The organism is uncultured Bradyrhizobium sp. (genome assembly GCF_936928535.1).
In the GTDB taxonomy this organism is placed as follows: Bacteria; Pseudomonadota; Alphaproteobacteria; order Rhizobiales; family Xanthobacteraceae; genus Bradyrhizobium.
Genome location: NZ_CAKZHY010000036.1, coordinates 1 through 23707, shown reverse-complemented (window position 1 = coordinate 23707; position 23707 = coordinate 1). Strand labels below are relative to the sequence as shown.

The window sequence follows — 23707 nt, the reverse complement described above, 5'->3', positions numbered from 1 at the left end:
CCCGGGCTCGCCCCGGGCTTTTTCGCAAGGGAACGTCGTCTTACGGCGTCAGTTGAACCCTGCTACGTCCGCGCAGGAGCCCTGCCATGTCCATCGTCCGCGATTATGCCGAGCCGCTCGCCATCGTGTTCGAGGATGACGGGCTCGTGCCGAACAACGTTCTGCCCTTTCTGGTTTACCAGGGCGCGGTGACGCTCGATCCAAAGCAGCCCGAACGGACCATCGAAAATTTGTTCGAGACCAACGGATGGGGCGGCACGTGGCGTAACGGCGTCTACGATTACCTGCATTACCACGCGACCGTGCACGAGGTGTTAGGTGTGGCCCGCGGCCATGCCCGCGTTCGCTTCGGCGGCGATCACGGCCAGGAGCTGGAGATCAAGGCCGGCGACGTCGCGATTTTGCCGGCCGGCACTGGACATCAGTGCATCAAGGCGAACGATGATTTCTGCGTGATCGGTGCTTATCCGCCGGGATCGAAGATGCAGGTTACACGGCCGACGCCGGAGAGCCATGCCAAGGCGTTGAAGACGATTCCGAACGTCGCACGGCCCCCGGCGGATCCAGTGACCGGCAAGCATGGTGCGTTGATGCGGTTGTGGCGGAGTTAGGCATCGGTCGCGCGACTATCTCCGCCGTCGTCCCGGCGCAGGCCGGGACCCAAACTCCGCAGACGAGGTTATGGCGCGAGATGGCCATGACCTGTCTTCGCCAAATCGCGCTCGGTGGCTATGGGTCCCGGCCTGCGCCGGGACGACGTTGTGGATAGATTTCGCGGATCAGCTAAGCTTCGTTGCCGCCTTCTTGCCGCGTCGCCTCGAACAGGAACCAGGTCCGGCGCTCGGTCTCGTCGATGAAGTTCTCCAAAATGCTGGCGCTGGCGACGTCGCCGGCATCGTCGCAGACCTCATGCGCCTTGCGCATGGCGGCGGCGACATGCTTGTTGTCCTGCATCAGCTCGCGCAGCATCTCGCGCGGCGGTACATAATCCTCGTTGTTGTCCTTGATGGTCTGCAGCTTTGCGACCTGGCCGATCGACTTCAGCGTGGTGCCGCCGATCTTGCGGACACGCTCGGCGAGCTGGTCGGTGGTGGCGAAGATCTGGTCGGACTGCTCGTCGAGCAGCAGATGGTAATCGCGGAAGTGCCGGCCGCTGATGTGCCAGTGGAAGTTCTTGGTCTTCAGGTACAGCGCGAATGCGTCGGCCAGAAGCACGTTGAGCGCCTCGGAAACCTTTTTGGTCGCCTGGGGCGACAGATCCGTGGGTGTGTCGAGATCGGGCGAGACCTTGCTGGGGGCTTTGCTCACGATAAACCTTCCTGTTAGGACGCGGACATTGACGGCGCGCCGTCGCACCCCTAACGCAAGGCGGGCAGCGCGGTTCCAGGGCAGGAACCGCCGAACGGAAATACCATGGACGATTGGATCGATTATTACGACTCGACGCACACGATCTATGTCAGCAAGTTGCACCGCGATTTGCACTTCCAGATCATCGCGCGGGACATCATCGGCTACATCACCTCGCCCGATGCGACGGTGCTTGACTATGCCTGCGGCGAGGCGCTCTCGGCGAGCCAGGTGGCGTCAGCCTGCGGACAGCTGATTCTGGCCGAGCCCGCCCCCGGCGTGCGCGGTCGGCTGATCGCACGGTTTGCGCCCGACACCAGGATCCGCGTCCGCTCGCTCGACGATGTCCGCAAGATGCAGGACCAGTCCGTCGATCTCGTCGTGATGAACTCGGTCGCGCAATACATGACATCCGAGGAGCTCGATGCCGCGCTCCTCAACGTCAGGCGCATCCTGAAGCCATCAGGCAAGCTGGTGCTCGGCGATATCCTTCAGCCGCATGTCGGCATGGCAAGGGACGTGACGGCGCTGCTGTCCTTCGGACTGCGTCACGGCTTCCTGAAAGATGCGCTGATCGGGCTTGTCAGCACCGCGCTGTCGGATTACCGCCATTTGCGCTCGCGCATCGGATTGCAGCGCTACAGCGAGGACGAGATCACGGCCAAGCTGAAGGCGGCCGGGTTCGCCAGCCAGCGCGCCAGCACCAATATCGGCCACAACCGCTGGCGCATGACCTTCATCGCCCGGCCGCCGCTGGCGCGTTAAGCATAACCACCACCTGAGGTGGCTTGTCGCACCTCGATGGGCAATGATCGCGGTGGCCCGGTGGCGGAAGCGTCTACGCGAGAGCGGTGCATCGCTCTTCATCCTGGTTCAAATCCAGGCCGGGTCTCCAGCCTTCGCTGGCATCGCCAGCTTCGGCCCGGCAAGCCCTGTCGTAGCGAAGGCTGCCTCGGCGAAGCCCGAAGGGCGAAGACGGGCACGCTTCGACGGACTGTCCGCTCAGACCTCACTCCGCCTTCACCACCTCACACCCCGTTATCAGCTGAAGCCTGTCGGCGTCCTTCGCCGCAGACTTGAGCACGGCATCGAGAAGCCCCGGAAACCGCGCCTCCAGATCCTCGCGGCGCAGCCGCATGAAGCGGTTGGTGCCGGCCACGCGGGTCTGCATCAGCCCGCAATCGCGCAGCTTCGCGAAGTGATAGGTGAGGTTCGACTTGCCGGAGAGGCCGTTGAAATCGCCGCAGCACAGTTCGCTGCTGACACGTTCCTGCTGGGCGAGCTGATAAACGATCGCCAATCGGATCGGATCGCTCAGACAATCCAGAACCAGCGGCAACTCGATCTGCTCGCGGGTGGGGTGGGGAGGCGTGCGGCTCATGATAGGTGGAATCATAGCAACGCGATCACAATGTTCAATAGTTCTTGAACTAATTGACTTCCGAATCCTCTGATTCGATAGTTCAATAAACATTGAACATAGGAATTGAACGATGAGCGTGTTCTGGCTGGCCCTCGGGGCCTTTGCGATCGGCACAGAAGGTTTTGTTATTGCAGGGCTTCTGCCAGCGATCGCAGGCGACCTCTCGATTTCGGTCTCGGCCGCCGGCCAGTTGGTCACCGCCTACGCCGTGACCTACGCCGTGGGGTCACCGATCCTGGCCGTAACCTTGAACAACATCGACCGCCGCACCGTGCTGGCGCTGGCGCTGTTGACCTTCATCGCCGGAAACCTCGCGGCGATGGTGGCCTCCAGCTACGCCCTGCTGCTCGCCTCGCGGATGCTGATGGCACTGGGTTCCGGACTGTGCATGCCGACAGCGCTGGCGGTGTCCGTGGCCGTCGCCTCGCCGGAACGACGCGGCCGCGCGGTCGCGCTGGTCACCTCGGGCCTCACGGTTGCGACCGTCATCGGCGTTCCCCTGGGCAACCTCGTCGGCAGCCTGCTCGGCTGGCGCGCCACGTTTGCCATGGTCGCCATTATCAGCGCTGTCGCGCTTGCCGGCCTGTTGCTCGGCCTGCCCCGCGGCCTCCCGCGGAACACCGCTTCGCTCAGCGAACGGCTGGCTGTGGCGCGTCACAGCAATGTCGTGATTGCGCTTGCCATCACGATTTTGTGGGCGCTCGGCGGTTTCACCGTCTTCACCTATTTCGCGGTCCCGCTGCGCGGCCTCGGCTTCGATGCCTCGCAAATCAGCCTTGCCCTGCTGGTGTTCGGAGGCGCTGCTGCGGTCGGGAACATGCTCGGCGGCATCCTGGCTGACCGGCTTGGAACGATGGCAACCGCCGCACTTGGGCTCGCCGGCATGGCGAGCGCGCTGATGCTGCATTCGCTGGTGCTGAAGCTCCTGCCCGGTCAGGCGCATTATGCGGTGCTGGGCGCGATCTTCCTCTGGGGCCTGTCGGGCTGGGCATTCTACCCGGCCCAGGTCGCCAGCATCATCAAGGTCGAGCCGCAGTCCTCGATGATCGCGCTCTCGCTGAACGCATCGGCGATGTATCTCGGCTTTGCCATCGGCGGGGCGCTGGGCGGCGCCGTGCTGGCCGCCCTCTCCCCTGATGACCTCGGCTGGATCGGCGGATCGAGCGTTGCAGCCTCGCTTGTGGTGCATCTCGCCCGCGGCTGGCAGGCGCGGCCAAAACCCGTCAAAATTGCCGGTTGATGGGCGTTTTTCGGGGTTTCGCCGCCCCGAAAACTGGTTTAAGACCCACCCGCGCGCGAGGGAGACCACCGCGCTCTCGGCCAAAGGGACGCGCAGCAGCGCGCCCTTTTTTTGTGCCCAAATCCGACTTCGGCGAGAGTTGATGCCCAAACGTACAGACATCACCACCATCCTGATCATCGGCGCCGGTCCCATCGTGATCGGCCAGGCCTGCGAGTTCGACTATTCGGGCACGCAAGCGGTGAAGACGCTGAAGGAAGAGGGCTATCGCATCGTCCTCGTCAATTCCAATCCGGCCACGATCATGACGGACCCGGAATTGGCCGACGCGACCTATATCGAGCCGATCACGCCCGAGATCGTCGCCAAGATCATCGAGAAGGAACGACACGTCATTCCCGGCGGCTTCGCGCTGCTGCCGACCATGGGCGGCCAGACCGCGCTGAACTGCGCGCTGTCGCTGCGCCGGCAGGGCACGCTCGAAAAGTTCGACGTCGAGATGATCGGCGCCACCGCCGATGCGATCGACAAGGCCGAGGATCGCCAGCTCTTCCGCGAGGCCATGACCAAGATCGGGCTTGAGACGCCGCGGTCGCGCCTCGCCAACGCCTCCGAGCTGAAGAAGTCGTTCCGCGACAAGCACCAGGCCGAACGCGCGAAGCTGTCGGGCGCTGCGCTCGAAGAGCTCGACCGGCAGTGGACGCTCGGTGAGAGCGATCGCCGCAAGCGCTACCAGGAATACGCTTTCGGCCAGGCCATGATGGCGCTGTCCGAGATCGGCCTGCCCGCGATCATCCGCCCCTCCTTCACCATGGGCGGCACCGGCGGCGGCATCGCCTACAACAAGGAAGAGTTCCTCGACATCATCGAGCGCGGTCTTGATGCGTCTCCCACCAACGAAGTCCTGATCGAGGAATCCGTCCTCGGCTGGAAGGAATTCGAGATGGAGGTGGTGCGCGACAAGAACGACAATTGCATCATCGTCTGCTCGATCGAGAATTTCGATCCGATGGGCGTGCACACCGGCGATTCCATCACGGTGGCGCCGGCGCTGACGCTGACGGACAAGGAATACCAGATCATGCGCGACGCCTCGCTGGCGGTGCTGCGCGAGATCGGCGTCGAGACCGGCGGCTCCAACGTGCAGTTCGGCGTCAATCCGGAAGACGGTCGCATGGTCGTGATCGAGATGAACCCGCGCGTGTCGCGCTCGTCCGCACTGGCCTCGAAGGCGACGGGCTTCCCGATCGCCAAGGTCGCAGCCAAGCTCGCCGTCGGCTACACGCTCGATGAGATCGCCAACGACATCACCGGCGGTGCGACGCCGGCCTCGTTCGAGCCGACCATCGACTACGTGGTGACCAAGATCCCGCGTTTCGCCTTCGAAAAATTCCCCGGTGCCTCCTCCACGCTGACGACCTCGATGAAGTCGGTCGGCGAGGTCATGGCGATCGGCCGCACCTTCCAGGAGAGCCTGCAAAAGGCGCTGCGCGGGCTCGAGACCGGGCTGACCGGGCTCGACGAGATCGAGATCGAGGGCCTCGGCCAGGACGACGACAAGAACGCGATCCGCGCCGCGCTCGGCACGCCGACGCCAAACCGTCTGCTGCAGGTGGCGCAGGCCATGCGGCTCGGCTGGTCGAACGAGGACATCTTCAACTCCTGCAAGATCGACCCGTGGTTCCTCGGCGAGATGCGCGGCATCGTCGACATGGAGGAGAAGGTCAGGAAGCACGGCCTGCCCGGCAACGCCTTCGGCATGCGCACGCTCAAGGCCATGGGCTTCTCGGACGCGCGCCTTGCGGTGCTCGCCCAGACCACCGAGGCCGAAATCACCGCCAAGCGTCATGCGCTGGGGGTTCGTCCGGTCTACAAGCGCATCGACACCTGTGCGGCCGAATTCGCGTCCCCCACGGCCTATATGTACTCGACCTACGAGTCGCCTTTCGCGGGCAGTACAGCCGACGAGAGCACGCCGTCGGACAAGAAGAAGGTCATCATCCTCGGCGGCGGCCCGAACCGTATCGGTCAGGGCATCGAGTTCGATTATTGCTGCTGCCACGCCTGCTTCGCGCTACATGATGCCGGCTACGAATCCATCATGGTCAACTGCAATCCGGAAACGGTGTCGACCGACTATGACACCGCCGACCGGCTCTATTTCGAGCCGCTCACCGCCGAGGACGTGCTGGAGATCATCGCCAAGGAGCGCAGCAACGGCACGCTGCACGGCGTGATCGTGCAGTTCGGCGGCCAGACCCCGCTGAAGCTCGCGCGTGCGCTGGAAGCCGCCGACGTGCCGATCCTCGGCACCTCGCCCGACGCCATCGACCTTGCCGAGGACCGCGACCGCTTCAAGCGCGTGCTCGACAAGCTCCGCCTGAAGCAGCCGAAGAACGGCATCGCCTATTCGGTCGAGCAGGCTCGCCTCGTCGCCACCGATCTCGGCCTGCCGCTGGTGGTGCGCCCGTCCTACGTGCTCGGCGGCCGCGCGATGCAGATCATCCGCGAGGAGAACCAGCTCAGCGACTATCTGCTCGGCACGCTGCCGGAGCTGGTGCCGGCCGACGTCAAGGCGCGTTATCCGAACGACAAGACCGGGCAGATCAACACCGTCCTCGGCAAGAACCCGCTGCTGTTCGATCGGTACCTGTCGGACGCCACCGAGATCGACGTCGACTGCCTCAGCGACGGCAAGGACACTTTCATCGTCGGCATCATGGAGCACATCGAGGAAGCCGGCATCCATTCCGGCGACAGCGCCTGCTCGCTGCCGCCGCACTCGCTCGAGCCCGAGATGATCGCGGAGCTGGAGCGGCAGACCCGCGAGCTCGCGCTCGGCCTCGATGTGGTCGGCCTGATGAACGTGCAATACGCGATCAAGGACGGCGAGATCTACGTGCTCGAAGTCAATCCGCGCGCCTCGCGCACGGTGCCGTTCGTCGCCAAGGTGATCGGCACGCCGGTCGCCAAGATTGCCGCGCGCATCATGGCCGGTGAGAAGCTCGCCGACTTCAAGCTGAAGAAGGCGGAGTTCAAGCATGTGGGCGTGAAGGAATCGGTGTTTCCGTTCGCCCGTTTCCCCGGCGTCGACACGGTGCTGGGTCCGGAGATGCGCTCGACCGGCGAGGTCATGGGCATCGACAGCTCCTTCGCGGTGGCGTTCGCCAAGAGCCAGCTCGGCGGCGGCACGCGGGTGCCGCGCAAAGGCACGGTGTTCGTTTCGGTGCGCGAAAGTGACAAGGTTCGTATCGCCGAAGCCGTGCGCCAGCTGCATTCGCTTGGCTTCAAGGTACTCGCGACGTCAGGTACGGCGCGCTTCCTGACCGATCAGGGCATCCCGGCGGAGAAGGTGAACAAGGTGCTGGAGGGACGGCCGCATATCGTCGACGCCATCACCAATGGCGACGTCCAGCTCGTTCTCAACACCACTGAAGGCCCGCAGGCGCTTGCCGACAGCCGATCGCTGCGGCGCGCGGCCCTCTTGCATAAAGTGCCGTATTACACCACTCTTTCCGGGGCCGTGGCGGCCGCGCAGGGCATCCGCGCCTATCTGGGCGGGGACCTTGAGGTTCGGACCCTGCAGAGCTACTTTTCGGAAACCTGATCGCGCGCGGAAGGCACGGCCCTGAGGGTTAAGCCTTGCGCTAAGTGATTGGCAATCAAGCCACAATGGCCGGAGGAACTGTCCGGCCATGTGGTTGTTTTGTTCCGGCGCCAGCCCACTTAACGTTCCGGTGGCCGTGTGTTCGGGTCCGGAAAGCACTGACGAATCAAGGTTGCCGCGCCCTCCGTTTTTGGCGGGCGCGCGACCGGAAGACGAGAGAAGAGATGGAAAAGGTTCCGATGACTGCGAGCGGCTTTGCCGCGCTCGGGGAAGAATTGAAGAAGCGCCAGTCCGAGGACCGTCCGCGCATCATCGAGCATATTGCGGAAGCGCGCTCCCACGGCGACCTGTCCGAAAACGCGGAATACCATGCCGCGAAGGAAGAGCAGTCCCATAATGAAGGCCGCATCGCCGAGCTCGAGGACAAGCTCGCGCGCGCCGACATCATCGACATTTCCAAGCTCTCCGGCGACACCATCAAGTTCGGCGCCACCGTGACGCTGGTCGACGAGGACACCGAGAAGAAGACGGTGTGGCAGATCGTCGGCGAGGTCGAGGCCGACGCCAAGAAGGGCCGCATCTCCATCACCTCGCCGCTGGCGCGCGCGCTGATCGGCAAGAAAAAGGGCTCGACCGTCGAGGTCAACGCCCCCGGCGGCGCCAAGGCCTATGAGATCACCAAGGTGGAGTGGCGGTAACCCACGCCGCCGAAACTGCCTGAAACAAGACTGCCTGAAAACAAGACTGCCTGAGAAGCCGCGCCCCCTGCGCGGCTTTTCTGTTTCGGAATGTGTCCAGGGCGCGATTGTGAACCGCACCGTCCTCCGCCATGCTCGGCGCCGCCGTTCGAGCACGGGAGGACATGATGGACATCGATCGCATCGCTGCGCGAAGCCAACCTTATCTGCTCAGCCTCTTCCGCTTCATCACCGGGCTGCTGTTCTTTCACTATGGCGTAGCCAAGCTGTTCAAATTTCCGCCGGTGGAGATGTTTGCCGACGTCACGCCGTTGTCGCTCTGGGGCATTGCCGGCATGTTCGAATTCGTGCTCGGCGGCCTCCTGATGATCGGCCTTTTCACGCGCCTGGCGGCCTTCATCCTGTCCGGTGAGATGGCATTTGCCTATTTCATCGAGCACATGCCGCACAGCTTCTTTCCCGTCGTCAACGACGGCGCGCTGGCGATCGTGCTGTGCTTCGCCTGCCTCTTCCTCGCGGTCGCCGGAGGCGGCCCGATCAGCGCGGATGGGTTGCGGCGGTAAGCCTTCGCTTCTACCGCCGTCCCTTCACATCGAGCGGCACCGCCGCCTCGTATTTCGAATTGTGCAGCACAAGCGACGTGCGCACGTTGCGCACGTGCGGCGCCGCAGTCAGATGCGTCACAAAGTCCTGGAACGTCGCCATGTCCGGGGCGACGCATTTGAGAATGAAGTCCACCTCGCCGGACAGCATCCAGCATTCCCGCACCAGCGGCTCGGCGCGGACGAACTCCTCGAAGGCGCGCAAATCCGCTTCCGCCTGGCTGGAGAGATGCACGGCCGCGAACACCGTGACGTCGAAACCGAGCTTTCGCGCGTCCAGCAGCCCACGGTAGCCGTGGATATAGCCTTCCTCTTCCAGCGCCCGAACCCGGCGCAGGCAGGGCGGAGGTGAAATACCGACACGTTTGGCGAGTTCGACATTGGTGATTCGACCGTCGGTCTGGATTTCGGATAGAATCTTCAGGTCGATCTCGTCTAGGTTCCGCGACACGTGATTGGAACTCCTGCCTTATCGGCGGTATCGGGTGGGTCTTTCGCAATCCTCATAGCCCAGTCCGTGTCAAATGAGCAATTTTATTGCGCGTGCAGCGCAATCGACTTTTGTTCCCTGTTGGAAAAATCCGCCGACAGGGAATGCAATTCTTGCATAGCTCATCAGAACGCTTAGATTAGCTCTGATATTTCAGCGCCTGCGCGAGGCCTCCCGGCACGTTCCGCGCCCGCGCTGCAAATCCCCCGTGAAAGGCGTCCATCGAAATGTCCGCTCCTGTTCATGCAAAGGTCGTCATTATTGGCTCAGGCCCTGCCGGCTACACCGCCGCGATCTACGCCGCGCGCGCGATGCTCGAGCCGATCCTGATCCAGGGCATGCAGGCCGGCGGCCAGCTCACCATCACCACGGACGTCGAGAACTATCCGGGCTTTGCCGACGTGATCCAGGGCCCCTGGCTGATGGAACAGATGGAAAAGCAGGCGGTCCATGTCGGCACCAGGATCGTCACCGACCTCGTGATCAAGCTCGACACCTCGCAGCGGCCGTTCCGCCTCACCTGCGACTCCAGTGACGTCTATCTCGCCGACACCGTGATCCTCGCCACCGGCGCGCAGGCGCGCTGGCTCGGCCTGCCCTCCGAGACGAAATTCCAGGGCGGCGGCGTCTCGGCCTGCGCCACCTGCGACGGCTTCTTCTACCGCAACAAGGAGGTCGTGGTGGTCGGCGGCGGCAATACCGCGGTCGAGGAAGCGCTGTACCTGACCAACCATGCCTCGCAGGTCACCATCGTGCATCGCCGCGATCACTTCCGCGCCGAGCGCATCCTGCAGGAGCGCCTGTTCAGGCACCCGAAGATCAAGGTGATCTGGGACTCCGCCGTCGACGAGATCTGCGGCACCGAGAACCCCAACAAGGTGACCCATGTGCGCCTCAAGAACGTCAAGACCGGCGCACTGACTGACGTGAAGACCGACGGCGTCTTCATCGCCATCGGCCACGCACCGGCGACCGAGCTGGTGAAAGACGCGGTCAAGCTGAAACCGTCGGGCTATGTCGAGGTCGCCCCGAACTCGACGGCGACCTCCATACCCGGCCTGTTCGCCGCCGGTGACGTCGCCGATGAAACCTATCGCCAGGCCGTGACGGCCGCAGGCCTCGGCTGCATGGCAGCGCTCGAGGCCGAACGTTTCTTGGCCCTGCGCGCCAGCGAGCGCGCGGCAGCGGAATAACGATCATGCCCCGAACACGCGACGGATTTACGGATATGGACTGGGACAAGCTGAAGGTGTTTCACGCGGCGGCGGAAGCGGGCAGCTTCACGCATGCGGGAGAGCAGCTCGGCCTGTCGCAATCGGCGGTGTCACGCCAGGTCTCGGCGCTGGAGCAGGAGCTCTCGGTCTCGCTTTTCCACCGCCATGCCCGCGGCCTGATCCTCACCGAGCAGGGCGACCTGTTGTTCCGCACCGCGCATGACGTCTTCATGCAGCTGCAGGCGGCGCGCGCGAAACTGACCGACAGCCGCGAGCGGCCGAGCGGCGATCTCAAGATCACCACCACGCCCGGCGTCGGCATCAACTGGCTGATCCCCCGCCTCGGCGAATTCACCGCGCTCTATCCGGAAATCCGGATCTCGCTGATCGTCACCGACGAGGAGCTGGATCTTTCCATGCGCGAGGCGGACGTTGCGATCCGCACCCGCAAGCCGACCCAGCCGGATCTCATCCAGCGCAAGCTCTTCGCGATGGGGTTCCACGCCTATTGCTCGCCGGAATACATCAAGCGCTTCGGTACGCCGCGCACGCTCGAAGAGCTCGATGCCCACCGCATCATCTCGCTCTCCGACGGCAATTTCGCGCCTCACCTGCAGAACCGCAACTGGCTGGTCGAAGCCGGTCGCAACGGCTCGGGCCCGCGCGAGGCGTATTTCAGGGTGAACAACATTCTCGGTCTCGTGCGCGCCTGTCAGCAGGGCCTCGGCATCGCCGCGCTGCCCGACTACCTCGTCGAAGAACAGAGTCGCCTCGTACAACTGTTCGGCGAATCGGACTCGATCCAGCTCGACACCTATTTCGTCTATCCGGAAGAGCTGAAGACGGTCGCACGCGTGCAGGTGTTCCGCGATTTCGTGGTGAGCAAGGCGCAGCGCTGGCCGTCCTGATTTCCGCATGACTGACATGCGGCCTCGGCTGTTGCTGCAGGGCGCTCGTCAAGCTCATACTACTTACACGCTGAGCCTTCGCGTTGCGCATTTGTCCCCCTCCTCCAGTGGCGCGGGAGTTCAGTAATCCCTCTTGGAAGGTGATTGTGTCGGCCTCACGTGGCCATACCTAAGCCGGGCCCTCGGGTCCGGCTTTTTTTCTGATCAATCAGGCTTTCGCCCTCCGCGTGTATTGACAGTTTGGGGCCTGGCCCGCATCATTTTCAAATGATCACGAAGTCGTGCGCAATCATCTCGAAAAAAGGCCCCCATCCGGGGACCTCGGATTTTTGCGCGCGCTAGGCTGACTTCGTCATCGCTGCCAAATCCCGAAAACCCCGCCACCTGGACGGGGTTTTTTCATGTGCCCTCCGTCTCAGGTTCAACTTGAGAAGGAGATAGGAAACATGACTGACTTGCGAACTCACATGCATGGGCTGTGGCTGCCGCTGGTGACGCCGTTCCGCGACGGCCGCCTCGATGAAGTGTCGCTGCGGCGGCTGACGCGGCACTACTGCACGCAAGGCATCGACGGCTTCATCCTGGGCGCGACATCAGGCGAAGGCATGACGCTGCGCGAGGCTGAGCTCGAACGTCTCGTCGCCATCGTGCGTGACGAGATGGCGGCCGGACGCCGCTCCATTCCGATCGGGCTTGGACTATCAGGCGCGGACACGTCACGGCTGAAGGACCGGCTGGACGAGACCGCGGACTGGCCGATCGACTTCTATCTGATCGCGAGCCCCTATTACGTGCGGCCGTCGCAGCGCGGGATCCTTGCGCATTTCGAGGCACTGGCCGATCACGCAGCCTGGCCGCTCGCGCTCTACAACATCCCCTATCGCTGCGCCGTCGGCATCACCAACCAGACCATGCTGCGGCTCGCCGAGCATCCCAACATCGTGGGCCTGAAGGATTGCGGCGCGAGCCGCGAGCAATCCATCGCGCTGCTGCGCGACCGGCCGAAGGGCTTTGCCGTGCTCACCGGCGAGGATGCGAATTATTTCGAGGCGCTCGACGACGGCGCCGATGGCGGCATCCTGCTCTCCGCCCATCTCGAGACCGCGACTTTCGCGGCGGTCTATAGCGAGTTGAAGCGCGGCAACCACGCTGCGGCAGAGGCGCGCTGGCAGGAAGTTGCCGAGCTGACGCGGCTGCTGTTCACCGAACCGAGCCCGGCGCCGGCGAAGTACTGGCTGTGGCGGACGGGCCTGATCGACAGCCCCGAGGTGCGCCTGCCGATGGTGGAAGTCAGCAGCGAGCTTGCTGCCGCGCTCGATCTCGAGATCGAGCGGCGGATGATGGTCGCGGCTTAGTCTTTCTGCTCTTCCTTCTCCCCTTGCGGGAGAAGGTGGCACGATGTCCAGACCGGATAGATAGGTAACACAGTAGACCGGATGGATGGGTGACAGTTCTCTGTCGGCTGGGAGGAACAGCCGATGCCTTGGCGAGAGAGCTGCACAATGGACCAACGGATTAGCTTCATCTCGGATCAGCGAAGCGGCTTGTGGACGATGACGGAGCTGTGCGAGCGCTACGAGATCAGTCGCAAGACCGGTTACAAATGGTTGGAGCGCTACCAGTTGGAAGGGCCTGGAGGGCTTGCCGATCGCTCCCACGCGCCGCGGGTGCATGGGCGGGCGACTGCGCAGCACATCGTGGATGCGATTGTGGGGCTGCGGCTTGAACGGCCGAGCTGGGGACCGCGCAAGATCGTGAGCAAGCTTGAGGCTCGCCAAGGGGATGTCGACTGGCCATCGGCCTCGACGGCGGGCGAGATTCTCAAGCGGGCGGGACTGGTGAGCAGCCGTCGGGTTCGGCGACGTGCGTCGCCACGTATGGGGCAACTCACGGTGCCTCAGCATGCCAACCATGTATGGGCCCTCGATCACAAGGGCTGGATCCGATTGGGCGACGGCTCTCGGGTTGAACCCTTCACCGCGACCGATGGCTTTAGCCGCTATTTGATTAGCTTGGCGGCGACGGGCAGCACGCAATATGCCGAGTGCCAACCGCCGCTGGAGCGGGCATTTCGCGAGTACGGCTTGCCGCAGATCATCCGGTCCGACAACGGCTCGCCGGTCGCCTCAACCGGGACGACCGGTCTGACGGCACTGTCAGTATGGTGGATCAAGCTTGGCATCCGCCATGAACGGATTGATCCCGGCCATCCGCAGCAGAATGGCCGACACGAGCGTTTTCACTTCACGCTTCTGGAAGCCATGCAGCCACCGCCGCCAACCCGGGCTGCGCAGGCTCGTCGCTTCGCAGCATTTGTGCGCGACTACAACGAAGAACGGCCGCATGAGTCGCTTGGTCAGCACCCGCCTGCCAGTGTTTATCAGCCCTCGCCTCGTGAGATGCCAAGGCAGCTTCCAGAGCCCGATTATCCAGCCGACGCCGCAGTGCGCCAGGTCCGCTCCAATGGCGAGATCAAATGGCAGGGCGATCTCATCCACATCTGCAGCGCTCTCGACGGTGAAGCGGTCGCTGTCGAGGAAATCGAGGACGGACACTGGCAAGTGCGCTTCTTCGACGTGCCGATCGGTATCATCGATCAGAAAACGCGAAGGCTGCGGGGCTGCGCTAGCGCAGCCCCGCAGCCGACCAAATCATGAATGAGTGTCACCCATCCATCCGGTCTATTTTGTTACCAATCCATCCGCTGGACAACGAAGCGCCGGATGAGGGGTATCTCTCCGCGAGTTCAGGCTGCGAGATGTGCGCGCGGAGAGAACCCCTCACCCGTCTCGCCGCTTCGCGGCGAGCCACCCTCTCCCACAAGGGGAGAGGGAAAGGCGCGCGTGCCGTTGGTTAACCGCTCGCGAACGACCTTCGCAGCTGCCGCAGAGCGCATCCACGTCTCGTTTACGCAATGGCGCCTATCGTTCCCCCGCAACGTCTTTCAAAAGGGGGAATGACCATGGGGCAACGCGTTCGCCCGACCGCGGCGGAAATGTTCGCGCCTGCCGATCTCATGCAGGGAATTCTGGTGGTGTCGTCGTTCGGCTTCTGGGCCGTGATGCTCGGCCTGATGCCGGTGCTGCTGTTTCGGGTCTGGCTCGCCTGACGAGGCAAGATCGCGGCGATGGTTAATCCGTGGTGGCAAATGCGCTCAAAATGCGAGCGTGGCGCTGAGCCGGAATTTTAAAACATCCCGCGTATCGTTCTGCCCATAAGCGAAGAAATCGCGGGGGCGAACTTGAACAATCAGAATGATATGGCGCCGGACTACGGCGTCACGATGAATTTCGACAGGGCCGAGCAGCAGGGCTTTTCCACCGGTGACATTCTCTGGGCCGTCGGCGTCTGGTCGGTGATCCTGACGCTATCGCCGGTCATCGTGTTCTACATGCTGATGGTGGCGTAACTCACTTTCACCGGATCCTACAAACGCAAAACGCGCGGACCTCCGCGCGTTTGTCGTCCGGGGAATGATTGAATGAAATTATGCCGCCTGCTTGTGCATTGCGCCTGATGCCGACGCCGTGCCGCGAATAGCTTTCACTGAACGCTCGATCGCCGCCCACAGTCTTGCAATTTCCTGGGCCGCACGGCTTTCGGCCTGATACTCACGCGCGCCTTCGCCGTGGCTGAGTGCCATCAACAAATCCGAACGATTGGTGATCTGACCGCCCCATACCGGAGCGCGGAACTTGGCCAGCGCCTCGCGGGCGATGGTGACGATCGGGCTTTCGGACTCGTCCCGGCGCGCCGGAGCGCCGTTGAGCACGACCGCGTAGGGCTTGCGCGCCGCGCGGCACATCTGGATGGTTTCCTGCACCGCGTTGACGTCGAACACGCCGGGACGTGCGGGAATGACCACCATGGTGGCATTCTTGATCGCGTCGTCGACCACGGCCGACAGGTTCGGCGGCGTGTCGATCAGCACCCACTCGTAGCCGTCGCGCTTGGCAGCGGAGACGATGCCGCTGACCGAGTTCACGGCCGCCTTGATCGGCGGCTCGTTGGTGCCGCGCAGCTTGTGCCACAGCGTGAGCGACCCCTGTGGATCCGCATCCACCAGCATCACCTGCTTGCTCGCCTTGATCTGCGCAGCGAGATGTGCAGCCAGGGTACTCTTGCCCGAGCCGCCTTTACGCGATGCAAAAACAATAACGTTCATACCTCTGGCCTCCCAGATTGACCCCAGGCCGCGAAAATGAATCACCGCGCTGATTCGTGAAAGAAAAATTTATCGGCAGTCGTGCACACGCCACGAAATAACAAGACGTGTTGGCTTTTGAGTCACACTGCCTTGCGCGACTGGCGACAACAGGATCATGAATCGCTGTTCACGCCGGCAATCCCGCATCTTTTCAAGCACTCACCCGGAAAAGGTCGCGCCACAACCTCGCCGGGCATCCCCATGCGGCGCTTTTTTCGGCAGAGGCGTTCGCAATTGCTGCAGGCCGGCGCGCTGGCTTGCGCGAACAAAACGAGTCCGGTGGCTGTCGCGTGGCTTGCGCTCCCCTGAGTCATTTTGACGCGAGGGGCACATGCTGGTTTCAGGGAGGGAACGAACTGGGGCGGGCGCCTAGCCGTCGTCGGTCTTTTTCTTCTTCGGCTTCGGCTTGGTCTTCTTGGCGACGACGGGCTTGATGTTGGTGGGCGCGCCGGCGCGGACCTCGCCCGGCTCCGGGCCGCGGCGGAAGAACACCGCGCATTGCGGCGACAGCTGCGCCTTCTTCTGGACCATGCAGGCGGTGATGGCATCGACATTCGGCACGAACTCGCCGCACAGCCGCATCGCATCCGGGGAGCAGGCCTGCTGCTGCTCGGGCGTGTAGGCAAAGCCGGTCCCCGGCAGGACCAGGCCGGCGAGGGCAACCCCGAAGGCCGCAGCGGCCATGGCCTTAGCAGCATTGGACGTCGTGACGCGAGATACCGGCATCGATCCCCCCAAATGTCGAGACAGGGTCGGAGTGTGGGTGAACCGGCGTTGGTTGGCAACGAGGGGCAAGGCGAAAGGTCGGAGCTGTGCGGTCTAGGCAACAGGGAGGGGGCCTGCCGCATCCCCCGGCCCAAACCCCGAAAACAACCCCATGCACAGTAGCCGGCTCCCTGCCCCGCCTCGCGAATTCCGTCGTTTGCGGATTTTACGAATTTTCCTTTGACTTGTCGGGCAAAACACCGGCATGATGGCAGGATCGAGAGGCGCGTGGGGTGGTCGGCCGAAATCCCCGTGAGGGGGAGGACCGCATGGCCACCGTGTTGATCGTCGCGCCGGTGTTTGCGCTGATCGCGGCCGGCTATGCGTCGGTGCTGTTTCGCTTCGTCTCCGAGGGCGCGCACAAGGGCATCTCGGAGTTCGCCTTCAGCATCGCGATCCCCGCGCTGTTGTTTCGCACCATCGTCGTGTCTGATTTCCCCGACGTCAGCCCTTACCGGATGTGGGGCGCCTATTACGGCGCGCTGGCGCTGACCTGGATCGCGGCACTGGCGATCTCTGCCCTGATGCGCGCGCGGCGCGAGGACCGCGAGGACGGCGTCGTGTTCGCGATCGGCTCGGTCTACGGCAACATCGTGATGCTCGGCATTCCCCTGGTGATCTCCGCGCTCGGCAATGAGGCCGCGGGGCCGATGTCGCTGATCCTGTCGGTGAACACGCCGCTGCTCTGGCTCTGCGGCATTTTGCAGATGGAGCTGGTCAGCCGGAAACGATCAGGCTCGGCGCTCGCCGTGCTCCGCCCCGTGCTCGCCGATCTTGCGAAGAACCCGCTGATGCTCGGAATCATCTTTGGCGTGATCTGGCGCTTCACCGGCCTTGGCCTCAACGCGGTCGTCGACAAGACCATCGAGCTGCTCGCGCAAGCGGGCTCGCCGGCCGCGCTGATCGCGCTCGGCATCAATCTGTTTCGCTTCGAGGTGAAGGGCGAGATAACAAGCATCCTCGTGATGTGCGCGCTGAAACTTATGGCGATGCCTGCGGCCGCGTTCGTGCTGGCAAAACTGCTCGGCCTGCCCTCGGTCGCATCAGGCGTGGTCGTGCTGTTCGCGGCGATGCCGACCGGCGCGAACGCATACATCTTCGCGATCCAGTATCAGCGGCTCGTGAACCCGGTGTCGGGCGCGGTCGCGCTGGGGACGCTGCTGGCGGCGCTGACGCTGCCGGTGGTGGTGATGCTGGTGGCGGGGGTGAGGTAATTCGGGACGCCGCGAGATGAAGTGGAGGCGCGGCGCACCGCTACTTTCAGGTTGCAATTCCGGTTTAAAACAACCTATTGTAGATCCGCATTTTGCATGCCAAACCGTCCAGTATTTCGCATCACACGCCGAATAATTGCTGACCTGATAATTTGAGAGGTCAAAGATGATCGAGGATGGTCGATCCGCTGGCGAGCCGCGCCGCCGCAGGAAAGGCGGGATGCCGTACGTCATCATTCGCGCGATGTACTATCCCTATTCCAGTGGGCCCCCAGGGGAAACTCCCAAACAGGAGTTCTGGAACAACTACATGAGAGAGATCAGTCGCGACTCGTCGATCTCTCGCGATAGAACGCCTGACCAGTTGGAGCGGCAGGTCAAAGACATATTTCCCCTCCGTCTGGCTGAACGCTTCAAAGACAGTCTTCGCCAAGCCTACCCCGCCAGCCGAGCCAAGGATGAATCCACGATCCGCCGGCGCGAGCGCGCCCTCGAGGGGATCAAATTTTCTGTTGGCGAAATCTGGTACAGCTCGATCAACATCGAAACACTCATTGATCACGCTGACGAGCTTATCGACGCCTTTGGCATGACCGTCGATGCATTCACGGCGGTACTGAGTTCGTGCGCGCCGGGGGCGTTGTATGACGTGCTCGGTGATAATCACCGCCTAAGCTGGCAAGTCGAAATTCCGGACAGGAATTTGCCGGACGATGCGCCCGACGACGAGGCGAAAGGGCCTCTCGGCCGATGGTTCGGGCGTTTTTCCAGTCCGACCTTCGTGTGGAGGCTGCTGAATGCGCTCTGGATCCTTCCCATCCTAGTCTCGCTGACGGTGTTGATCCTCGCCTATCGAGAGATGAACCGCATCACCGAGCTGCACGACGCCGACCGCGCGAAACTATTGAGCGACGAAATTGCCCGTGTCGCCGCCCGGTCGGACCGCTTTGACGAGCGGCAAGACCGCCTGTTGCAACGTCATGAGAATGCCCTGAAGGACACCACCGAGGCGATCAGGACGATCCTGTCCGATGAAATCAAACGGGTTGCAGCGCGGTCCGACTATTTCGATCAGCAACAGGCCGTCCTGCTGCAGCGGTATGAAAACCAGTCCAGGGAAACCACGGAAATCCTGAAAACGCTGATTCAAAAGTCCGACGCCTGCTGCAAGTCATGTGACGGCGATAGCAGAAAGCCAAAGGACCGTTGTCGAAAATCGCTGGATGCGAAGTAGACAATCGGAACGGCGGGAATAACCCGGCGAGATCCCGCGCCGCGCATGTGCTGATGGCCTGAGGCTGTTGGCAGCGTAGCGCTGGCACGCGCCACGCGATAGCCATTTTGATCCCGCTCAACTCAGCCTGGGCAAGGGCCGGCATGTGAGCTTGCGTGATCACCCCGGGTAAATATTCCGTTTGGTTCAAAACGCCAATCGGCGAAGGCGCCGGCGTGGTCGAGTTCGCCGCGGACGGGACACTCGGCGGCGGCGATTCCACATTCGCCTATGCGGGAAGCTGGACGCAGCAGGGCGAGCATTTCAAAGCCAGCTTGTCCGCCCGACGCGTGGAGCCGGGGCCGCCCGGTGTCTTTGGACTGGATGCGATCGACATCATCGTCTCGGGCCGCTCGGCCGATGACTCCTCCACATCCTGCACGGGCTTCGCAAAACAAGCGCCCGGCCTGAAGCTCGACTTGGAGCTGGTTCGGATCACGAACGATGAGTGACGATCTAGCCGCATGATCGGCCAGGCCGCACTTGCTCGCACGCGCTCGACAGATCGTGCGTCTGGCCTCCAGCCATCGTAATTTTCGCGCAGGTGTGGCAGACCACCTCCGCGGACGGAGCGCGTCATGGCACAGAACATCTACGACAATCCCGATTTCTTCAGCGGTTACAGCCAGCTTCCACGCCAGGTGCACGGCCTTGCCGGCGCACCGGAATGGCCGGCGTTGCGCGCCATGTTCCCTGACATGGCCGGCCGACGCGCCATCGATCTCGGCTGCGGCCTCGGCTGGGTGTCACGCTGGTTGCGCGACAATGGCGCCAAAACGGTTCTCGGCATCGACCTCTCCGAGACCATGATCACGAGGGCACGGCAAACCACTACGGATCCTGCGATCGAATATCGCATCGCTGATCTCGAGACGATCGAGCTTGCCGAAGCGGCCTTCGATTTCGCCTTCAGCTCTCTCACGCTCCATTACGTCAGCGACTTCGCGCGGCTCGCCCGAACGATCTATCGCACCCTCACCGCCGGTAGCCATTTCGTCTTCTCGATCGAGCATCCGATTTTCATGGCTGCCGGCCATCCGCACTGGACCGTGGATGACCACGGGCGAAAGACATGGCCGGTCAATCGCTACGCGATCGAAGGGGAACGCCGCACCGATTGGTTCGCGAAAGACGTCCTGAAGTATCACCGCAGAATCGCAACGACGCTGACCACGCTGATCCAGGCCGGCTTCACCATCGAAGCCGTTGACGAGTTCGCGCCATCGGCGGAGCAGATCAGGGAGAAGCCGGCGCTGGAGGAAGAGCTGGAACGGCCGATGATGCTGCTGGTGTCGGCGCGACAATAGGGTAACGGTGACGATGCGCGACACGCGTTGACAAGGCATTCTGGCGGAGCGGACATAAGATCAAGGGCGCAGTCCAAAACTGTCACCGTAATTCCCGGGATGAAGTAGCGGTGGCCGATTGCCGAAACCGTTATTCAACACGCTTGCCGGCGCGCCAAGCCATCTCCCAGAAGTCCGCCTCGAGGCGGGTGGCCTCCTTGAAGATCGCAATCAACTCGGCCTCGCGGGCCGGCGTGGCGTAGAGATCGGCGAGATGGTCCAGGTGCACCCGCGCTTTGGCCGCGACCTCCTGGTACGGCGCGCCGGCGTACTCGGCGATCCAAACGCGGTAAGCATTGGTTGCAGCGCCCGCGAGGGCGCGCGAGGCGAGCCGCGTTGCGATCTCCGCGTAGCCGATCACGCAAGGCGCAAGCGCCACCTTGAGGGCGAGCAGATCGCCGCGCATTCCCGCGTCGAGCACGTAGCGCGTATAGGCCAGCATCTCGGCCGCCGGAGGGGCTTGTTCGAGGTCGGTCGGCGATAGACCCCAATCGGCACAGAGCTTCACATGCAGGTTCATCTCGACATCGAGGATGGCCGACAGGCCGGCCGCTGCTTCCCGCATGTCGGCAAGCCTGGGCGACTTGTAGACCCCGAGCGCGTACGCGCGAGCAAACTCGATCAAGAACAAATAGTCCTGGACGAGGTAGTGACGAAACGCCGCTTCGGGGAGCGAGCCGTCTGCCAATCCGTTCGTGAAGGGATGCTCGCTGTAAGCCCGCCACTCAGCGGATGCTTCTGTCTTGAGGCGCTCGAAGAAACTCACGATCGTTTTCGCCTGGCTTGCTTGTCGATGAACGTCTTTGGCTTGCTACGGATAACGCATTGCGAACCAGGGAGCTACGGGGATCGCGTGCAAATTGGCGTTGAGCAGCGTCGCGGACAGGGTCGCGTCGGGAGTTTTGTGCACTGCCATCGCAAGGTGAGCTAGTTGATAGGCTGCTCTTCCAGAGTCCCCTCAGAACGATTGACAACTAATTTGTAGAACCGAGGACGAGCCCCCGTTGCCAATATCGACGCCATATCTGCAACCAGTTCGGCCTCATTGTACTTATAACCAAAATGAACGCTGCTGATCATAGTCGGTTCGATATTCCAAAGATGAACCTCTGGCGTCACGGCAGGTATCACCTCATCGCTGTCTTTGAACTTTTTGAACATCCGCCATTCTTTCTCGTAAGCCCAGCCAGAAGATTTGACCAAGAAAAGATAGTACGGGTTTCTCCAGAAATTCTGCGTGTGTTCGTCAGTGTAGATTACCTTCTTGAGAAGATGCCGCTGGGTCGCTCCGTCACGGTGACTGAAAAAAGGGTGCTGTGCATCAAACCCAATAGCGAAGCCTCTGCCTTGATCAGCGTAGTGAGCCCACATTTGTTGATTTAGAGGATCCTCCGTAACGCAGAAGACTCCCATCGGCGAGATGACGTCATTCACCATCGTGTCGAAATTCGCTTCGAGCCGGGTAAAGAAAAGGTCCACGATCGGCGATAATACCTGCTGGGTAGCGACGAGCTGATTTTGCATGAAGAGTTTCCCCCGTTCGCTAGCCAGGATTGCTTCAGCCTGTTGCTTTTGCGCCGGTGTCAACACTTGACCGTTTTCTTGCAGGCTTTCAGCCAGTATCGACACCATAAGGTCGTTGCTAGCGAAAGCGGCGGGCAATGAAACGCTCAAGTTATCTTTAATGTAATCCCGTATGCCATCAGCACTGATTTCCCGCCATCGGCGGCTCATTTCAAATTCGTCATTCAGTGCTTCGCGCGGGCTAAAGCGGACCTGTGGTTTCGCGAAAAAAGACCGGCGCGAGAATGGGAAATATTTATACGTCGACGATGCGCTATAGATCGTATTCTCGATCGCCTCAACATCCGGATCGAGAAGCTTTGCGACGTCAAAAGTTTCAGGGAGTGTTTCGAAGAACTTATCAAGCGCGCCCATTTGGTGCATCCGATCTTTCTGGCAGGAGATTGCAAGATCCTCATCGAACGGCGGCCCTCGCGATCATTGTCGCGGGGCCTTTTCATGGATTCGGTTCAGCTAGCGAATGCTTGGATTAGCCCGTAGGATGGGTTGAGCCCTTGCGAAACCCATCATTTTCGCGGCTGGCCGTTGATGGGTTTCGCTCCCGCTCAACCCATCCTACGCGCTGGTAGGATCAAGAGCTTTCCGAACTTTGCGCGGCTGCCCATGGCAGCGACTGAACTTTTGTAAGTCGTTGGTAAGTGGGCTTGTCGGTGTCAGGATCGACAATAGCATAGAGCTCTGTCGCATCCTCGTTAAAGAACATGTACGCAGTTGATGTATTGAGTCCCAAATCTGTGGAGGCCCCATCACGACCCGTGGTGATCGTGCCGAATATGGCCTGACCACGGATACTGCCGGAATAGACAACTCTGTGTCTCGCTTTGACTTCTCCGCTTGGAGTTCCTATGGCCGCTAGAAGCCCACCAGAGAACGGATTGGCTCGATCAAAATATCCCTCGAATTTGACGATATTCTCATCGCGCGACGACGCCAATATGCACTCTGGACCATGCCAATTATCCCCAGCCAGGAAATTTTCGGGACGACCAACAGCACCGCCCAGCTTTTGCAAGAAAACAACTCGCTTTTTAGCCTCGTCAAGAAACCCTTGCTGCTGCTCATTTTCTTCTTCGAACACAGACTGAAGCGCGGAGAATAGCTGACCTACATTTTTGTGCGGGTCTTCGACGGCAATCGCTCTTTTGTATTGCTCTAGCGCCTCCTCAACGAAACCTGCCTGCATGAGCTTATAGCCCAGATTGCTCATTGCGAGCGTCTCATTCATCTCAGCTGCCTGCTTATAGGCATCGACGGCTTTAGCCGGGAGCGAGAGTTCATTAGAGATTGCGCCCAGATTATTCCATGCTCCGGCCGAGCGCTGCGAGCGGGGAATTAACAGGTAGTGATAGAGGGAAAGATCATTTCGTCCCAGTTCGCCATATTGGTAGGCTAGCTGAAACCGTAGTTTCGCATCATCCGGACGAATCTCAATCATTCGCTCCGTGACTGCCAACTCGGTGGCCTTGTCTTTCTCACGTTCGACTTGATCGGCCAGACACTGGAGAAGTTCCCACTCAGTGGATGCATGCTCTTGCGCAAGAGAGCGCAAGGACTCGACCCGTACACGCGACTTCTTCGGTTGCCCGCCCAATGCATATTGTTCAGCGGCTTGCCGCAAACATTTTGCTTGGCGTTTTGGATCGTCCTTTGCCGACGCATAAGCACGCGAAAAGTACTCTGCACTTAGGGAGTGTTGGTCGAAGTGAGCATAGCCTCTGGCCAAGTAGTACATGATCGTGCCCCGTCGCGTGGTGTAGCTGGCTGCGGGTCACCGCGTTCACCGGCA

24 protein-coding genes are annotated in these 23707 nt (G+C 61.8%); 16 read left to right on the top strand and 8 right to left on the bottom strand.

Annotated features, from left to right (window positions below; translation table 11 throughout):
• Window positions 1-86 precede the first annotated feature (86 nt).
• Window positions 87-611, top strand: a complete 525-nt coding sequence (locus tag Q0687_RS04565; protein ID WP_298872821.1) for a hypothetical protein — start codon at window positions 87-89, stop codon at window positions 609-611.
• Between the two features lie 172 nt (window positions 612-783).
• On the opposite strand, the gene Q0687_RS04560 is transcribed toward Q0687_RS04565, so the two are convergent.
• Window positions 784-1308, bottom strand: coding sequence for a DNA starvation/stationary phase protection protein (locus tag Q0687_RS04560; protein WP_092029610.1), 525 nt, complete (start codon window positions 1306-1308; stop codon window positions 784-786).
• Between the two features lie 105 nt (window positions 1309-1413).
• Between Q0687_RS04560 and Q0687_RS04555 the strand changes: the two genes are divergently transcribed.
• Window positions 1414-2115 carry a class I SAM-dependent methyltransferase gene (locus Q0687_RS04555; RefSeq protein WP_298872812.1) on the top strand — a complete coding sequence of 234 codons (702 nt, stop codon included), beginning with the start codon at window positions 1414-1416 and terminating at the stop codon, window positions 2113-2115.
• Window positions 2116-2359: 244 nt separating this feature from the next.
• On the opposite strand, the gene Q0687_RS04550 is transcribed toward Q0687_RS04555, so the two are convergent.
• Window positions 2360-2731, bottom strand: a complete 372-nt coding sequence (locus Q0687_RS04550; RefSeq protein WP_298872809.1) for a helix-turn-helix transcriptional regulator — start codon at window positions 2729-2731, stop codon at window positions 2360-2362.
• Between the two features lie 112 nt (window positions 2732-2843).
• Here Q0687_RS04550 and Q0687_RS04545 point away from each other — a divergent pair, with 112 nt between their 5' ends.
• The 4 genes from Q0687_RS04545 to Q0687_RS04530 all read left to right on the top strand — a co-directional run bounded on the left by Q0687_RS04545 (window position 2844) and on the right by Q0687_RS04530 (window position 8881).
• Window positions 2844-4013 carry an MFS transporter gene (locus Q0687_RS04545; RefSeq protein ID WP_298872806.1) on the top strand — a complete coding sequence of 390 codons (1170 nt, stop codon included), beginning with the start codon at window positions 2844-2846 and terminating at the stop codon, window positions 4011-4013.
• A gap of 142 nt (window positions 4014-4155) precedes the next feature.
• Complete coding sequence (gene carB / locus Q0687_RS04540; protein WP_298872803.1) at window positions 4156-7620, top strand: carbamoyl-phosphate synthase large subunit; 3465 nt, start codon at window positions 4156-4158, stop codon at window positions 7618-7620.
• A gap of 224 nt (window positions 7621-7844) precedes the next feature.
• Complete coding sequence (gene greA, locus Q0687_RS04535) at window positions 7845-8318, top strand: transcription elongation factor GreA (RefSeq protein ID WP_018318257.1); 474 nt, start codon at window positions 7845-7847, stop codon at window positions 8316-8318.
• Window positions 8319-8491: 173 nt separating this feature from the next.
• The gene (locus Q0687_RS04530) at window positions 8492-8881 is read left to right on the top strand and encodes a DoxX family protein (protein WP_298872888.1); all 390 of its coding nucleotides are present in this window, start codon (window positions 8492-8494) and stop codon (window positions 8879-8881) included.
• Between the two features lie 10 nt (window positions 8882-8891).
• On the opposite strand, the gene Q0687_RS04525 is transcribed toward Q0687_RS04530, so the two are convergent.
• On the bottom strand, window positions 8892-9371 hold the full coding sequence (locus Q0687_RS04525; protein ID WP_298872785.1) for an Lrp/AsnC family transcriptional regulator: 480 nt from the start codon (window positions 9369-9371) through the stop codon (window positions 8892-8894).
• Between the two features lie 266 nt (window positions 9372-9637).
• Here Q0687_RS04525 and trxB point away from each other — a divergent pair, with 266 nt between their 5' ends.
• The 6 genes from trxB to Q0687_RS04495 all read left to right on the top strand — a co-directional run bounded on the left by trxB (window position 9638) and on the right by Q0687_RS04495 (window position 14941).
• On the top strand, window positions 9638-10603 hold the full coding sequence (gene trxB, locus Q0687_RS04520) for a thioredoxin-disulfide reductase (RefSeq protein ID WP_298872783.1): 966 nt from the start codon (window positions 9638-9640) through the stop codon (window positions 10601-10603).
• 5 nt (window positions 10604-10608) lie between these two features.
• Window positions 10609-11532, top strand: a complete 924-nt coding sequence (locus tag Q0687_RS04515) for a LysR family transcriptional regulator (protein WP_298872780.1) — start codon at window positions 10609-10611, stop codon at window positions 11530-11532.
• A gap of 446 nt (window positions 11533-11978) precedes the next feature.
• On the top strand, window positions 11979-12887 hold the full coding sequence (locus Q0687_RS04510) for a 4-hydroxy-tetrahydrodipicolinate synthase (RefSeq protein ID WP_298872777.1): 909 nt from the start codon (window positions 11979-11981) through the stop codon (window positions 12885-12887).
• Between the two features lie 147 nt (window positions 12888-13034).
• Window positions 13035-14189, top strand: coding sequence for a DDE-type integrase/transposase/recombinase (locus Q0687_RS04505; RefSeq protein WP_298872775.1), 1155 nt, complete (start codon window positions 13035-13037; stop codon window positions 14187-14189).
• A 305-nt stretch (window positions 14190-14494) separates the two neighbouring features.
• Window positions 14495-14641, top strand: coding sequence for a hypothetical protein (locus tag Q0687_RS04500; protein WP_298872774.1), 147 nt, complete (start codon window positions 14495-14497; stop codon window positions 14639-14641).
• Window positions 14642-14773: 132 nt separating this feature from the next.
• Window positions 14774-14941 (top strand): hypothetical protein, encoded by a 168-nt coding sequence (locus tag Q0687_RS04495; protein ID WP_298872770.1) that lies wholly within the window; start codon window positions 14774-14776, stop codon window positions 14939-14941.
• Between the two features lie 78 nt (window positions 14942-15019).
• Here Q0687_RS04495 and Q0687_RS04490 read toward each other — a convergent pair whose 3' ends face one another.
• Window positions 15020-15697: a ParA family protein gene (locus tag Q0687_RS04490; RefSeq protein WP_028150667.1), complete on the bottom strand. Its 678-nt coding sequence runs from the start codon at window positions 15695-15697 to the stop codon at window positions 15020-15022.
• 411 nt (window positions 15698-16108) lie between these two features.
• Window positions 16109-16465 (bottom strand): hypothetical protein, encoded by a 357-nt coding sequence (locus Q0687_RS04485; protein ID WP_298872767.1) that lies wholly within the window; start codon window positions 16463-16465, stop codon window positions 16109-16111.
• Window positions 16466-16773: 308 nt separating this feature from the next.
• On the opposite strand from Q0687_RS04485, the gene Q0687_RS04480 reads away from it, so the two are divergent.
• The 4 genes from Q0687_RS04480 (at window position 16774) to Q0687_RS04465 (ending at window position 20298) form a co-directional block, all read left to right on the top strand.
• Window positions 16774-17718, top strand: a complete 945-nt coding sequence (locus Q0687_RS04480; RefSeq protein ID WP_298872764.1) for an AEC family transporter — start codon at window positions 16774-16776, stop codon at window positions 17716-17718.
• Window positions 17719-17884: 166 nt separating this feature from the next.
• A complete protein-coding gene (locus Q0687_RS04475) occupies window positions 17885-18952 on the top strand; it encodes a hypothetical protein (protein WP_298872761.1) in 1068 nt (355 codons plus the stop codon).
• 155 nt (window positions 18953-19107) lie between these two features.
• Window positions 19108-19443 (top strand): hypothetical protein, encoded by a 336-nt coding sequence (locus Q0687_RS04470; protein ID WP_298872758.1) that lies wholly within the window; start codon window positions 19108-19110, stop codon window positions 19441-19443.
• A gap of 126 nt (window positions 19444-19569) precedes the next feature.
• A complete protein-coding gene (locus Q0687_RS04465; protein WP_298872755.1) occupies window positions 19570-20298 on the top strand; it encodes a class I SAM-dependent methyltransferase in 729 nt (242 codons plus the stop codon).
• A 130-nt stretch (window positions 20299-20428) separates the two neighbouring features.
• Here the strand turns inward: Q0687_RS04465 and tenA are convergent, their stop codons facing one another.
• The 3 genes from tenA to Q0687_RS04450 form a co-directional block, all read right to left on the bottom strand.
• A complete protein-coding gene (tenA, locus tag Q0687_RS04460) occupies window positions 20429-21103 on the bottom strand; it encodes a thiaminase II (protein ID WP_298872752.1) in 675 nt (224 codons plus the stop codon).
• Between the two features lie 161 nt (window positions 21104-21264).
• Window positions 21265-22275, bottom strand: a complete 1011-nt coding sequence (locus Q0687_RS04455; protein WP_298872750.1) for a DUF2971 domain-containing protein — start codon at window positions 22273-22275, stop codon at window positions 21265-21267.
• 217 nt (window positions 22276-22492) lie between these two features.
• The gene (locus Q0687_RS04450; protein WP_298872746.1) at window positions 22493-23653 is read right to left on the bottom strand and encodes a tetratricopeptide repeat protein; all 1161 of its coding nucleotides are present in this window, start codon (window positions 23651-23653) and stop codon (window positions 22493-22495) included.
• Window positions 23654-23707 lie beyond the last annotated feature (54 nt).

Bases quoted from the DNA above. Each gene is read 5' to 3' on its own strand.
- Q0687_RS04565 (WP_298872821.1), top strand. From the start codon at position 87: ATGTCCATCGTCCGCGATTATGCCGAGCCGCTCGCCATCGTGTTCGAG.
- Q0687_RS04555 (WP_298872812.1), top strand. From the start codon at position 1,414: ATGGACGATTGGATCGATTATTACGACTCGACGCACACGATCTATGTC.
- Q0687_RS04550 (WP_298872809.1), bottom strand. From the start codon at position 2,731: ATGAGCCGCACGCCTCCCCACCCCACCCGCGAGCAGATCGAGTTGCCG.
- Q0687_RS04545 (WP_298872806.1), top strand. From the start codon at position 2,844: ATGAGCGTGTTCTGGCTGGCCCTCGGGGCCTTTGCGATCGGCACAGAA.
- carB (WP_298872803.1), top strand. From the start codon at position 4,156: ATGCCCAAACGTACAGACATCACCACCATCCTGATCATCGGCGCCGGT.
- greA (WP_018318257.1), top strand. From the start codon at position 7,845: ATGGAAAAGGTTCCGATGACTGCGAGCGGCTTTGCCGCGCTCGGGGAA.
- trxB (WP_298872783.1), top strand. From the start codon at position 9,638: ATGTCCGCTCCTGTTCATGCAAAGGTCGTCATTATTGGCTCAGGCCCT.
- Q0687_RS04515 (WP_298872780.1), top strand. From the start codon at position 10,609: ATGCCCCGAACACGCGACGGATTTACGGATATGGACTGGGACAAGCTG.
- Q0687_RS04510 (WP_298872777.1), top strand. From the start codon at position 11,979: ATGACTGACTTGCGAACTCACATGCATGGGCTGTGGCTGCCGCTGGTG.
- Q0687_RS04505 (WP_298872775.1), top strand. From the start codon at position 13,035: ATGGACCAACGGATTAGCTTCATCTCGGATCAGCGAAGCGGCTTGTGG.
- Q0687_RS04500 (WP_298872774.1), top strand. From the start codon at position 14,495: ATGGGGCAACGCGTTCGCCCGACCGCGGCGGAAATGTTCGCGCCTGCC.
- Q0687_RS04490 (WP_028150667.1), bottom strand. From the start codon at position 15,697: ATGAACGTTATTGTTTTTGCATCGCGTAAAGGCGGCTCGGGCAAGAGT.
- Q0687_RS04485 (WP_298872767.1), bottom strand. From the start codon at position 16,465: ATGCCGGTATCTCGCGTCACGACGTCCAATGCTGCTAAGGCCATGGCC.
- Q0687_RS04480 (WP_298872764.1), top strand. From the start codon at position 16,774: ATGGCCACCGTGTTGATCGTCGCGCCGGTGTTTGCGCTGATCGCGGCC.
- Q0687_RS04475 (WP_298872761.1), top strand. From the start codon at position 17,885: ATGATCGAGGATGGTCGATCCGCTGGCGAGCCGCGCCGCCGCAGGAAA.
- Q0687_RS04465 (WP_298872755.1), top strand. From the start codon at position 19,570: ATGGCACAGAACATCTACGACAATCCCGATTTCTTCAGCGGTTACAGC.
- Q0687_RS04455 (WP_298872750.1), bottom strand. From the start codon at position 22,275: ATGGGCGCGCTTGATAAGTTCTTCGAAACACTCCCTGAAACTTTTGAC.
- Q0687_RS04450 (WP_298872746.1), bottom strand. From the start codon at position 23,653: ATGTACTACTTGGCCAGAGGCTATGCTCACTTCGACCAACACTCCCTA.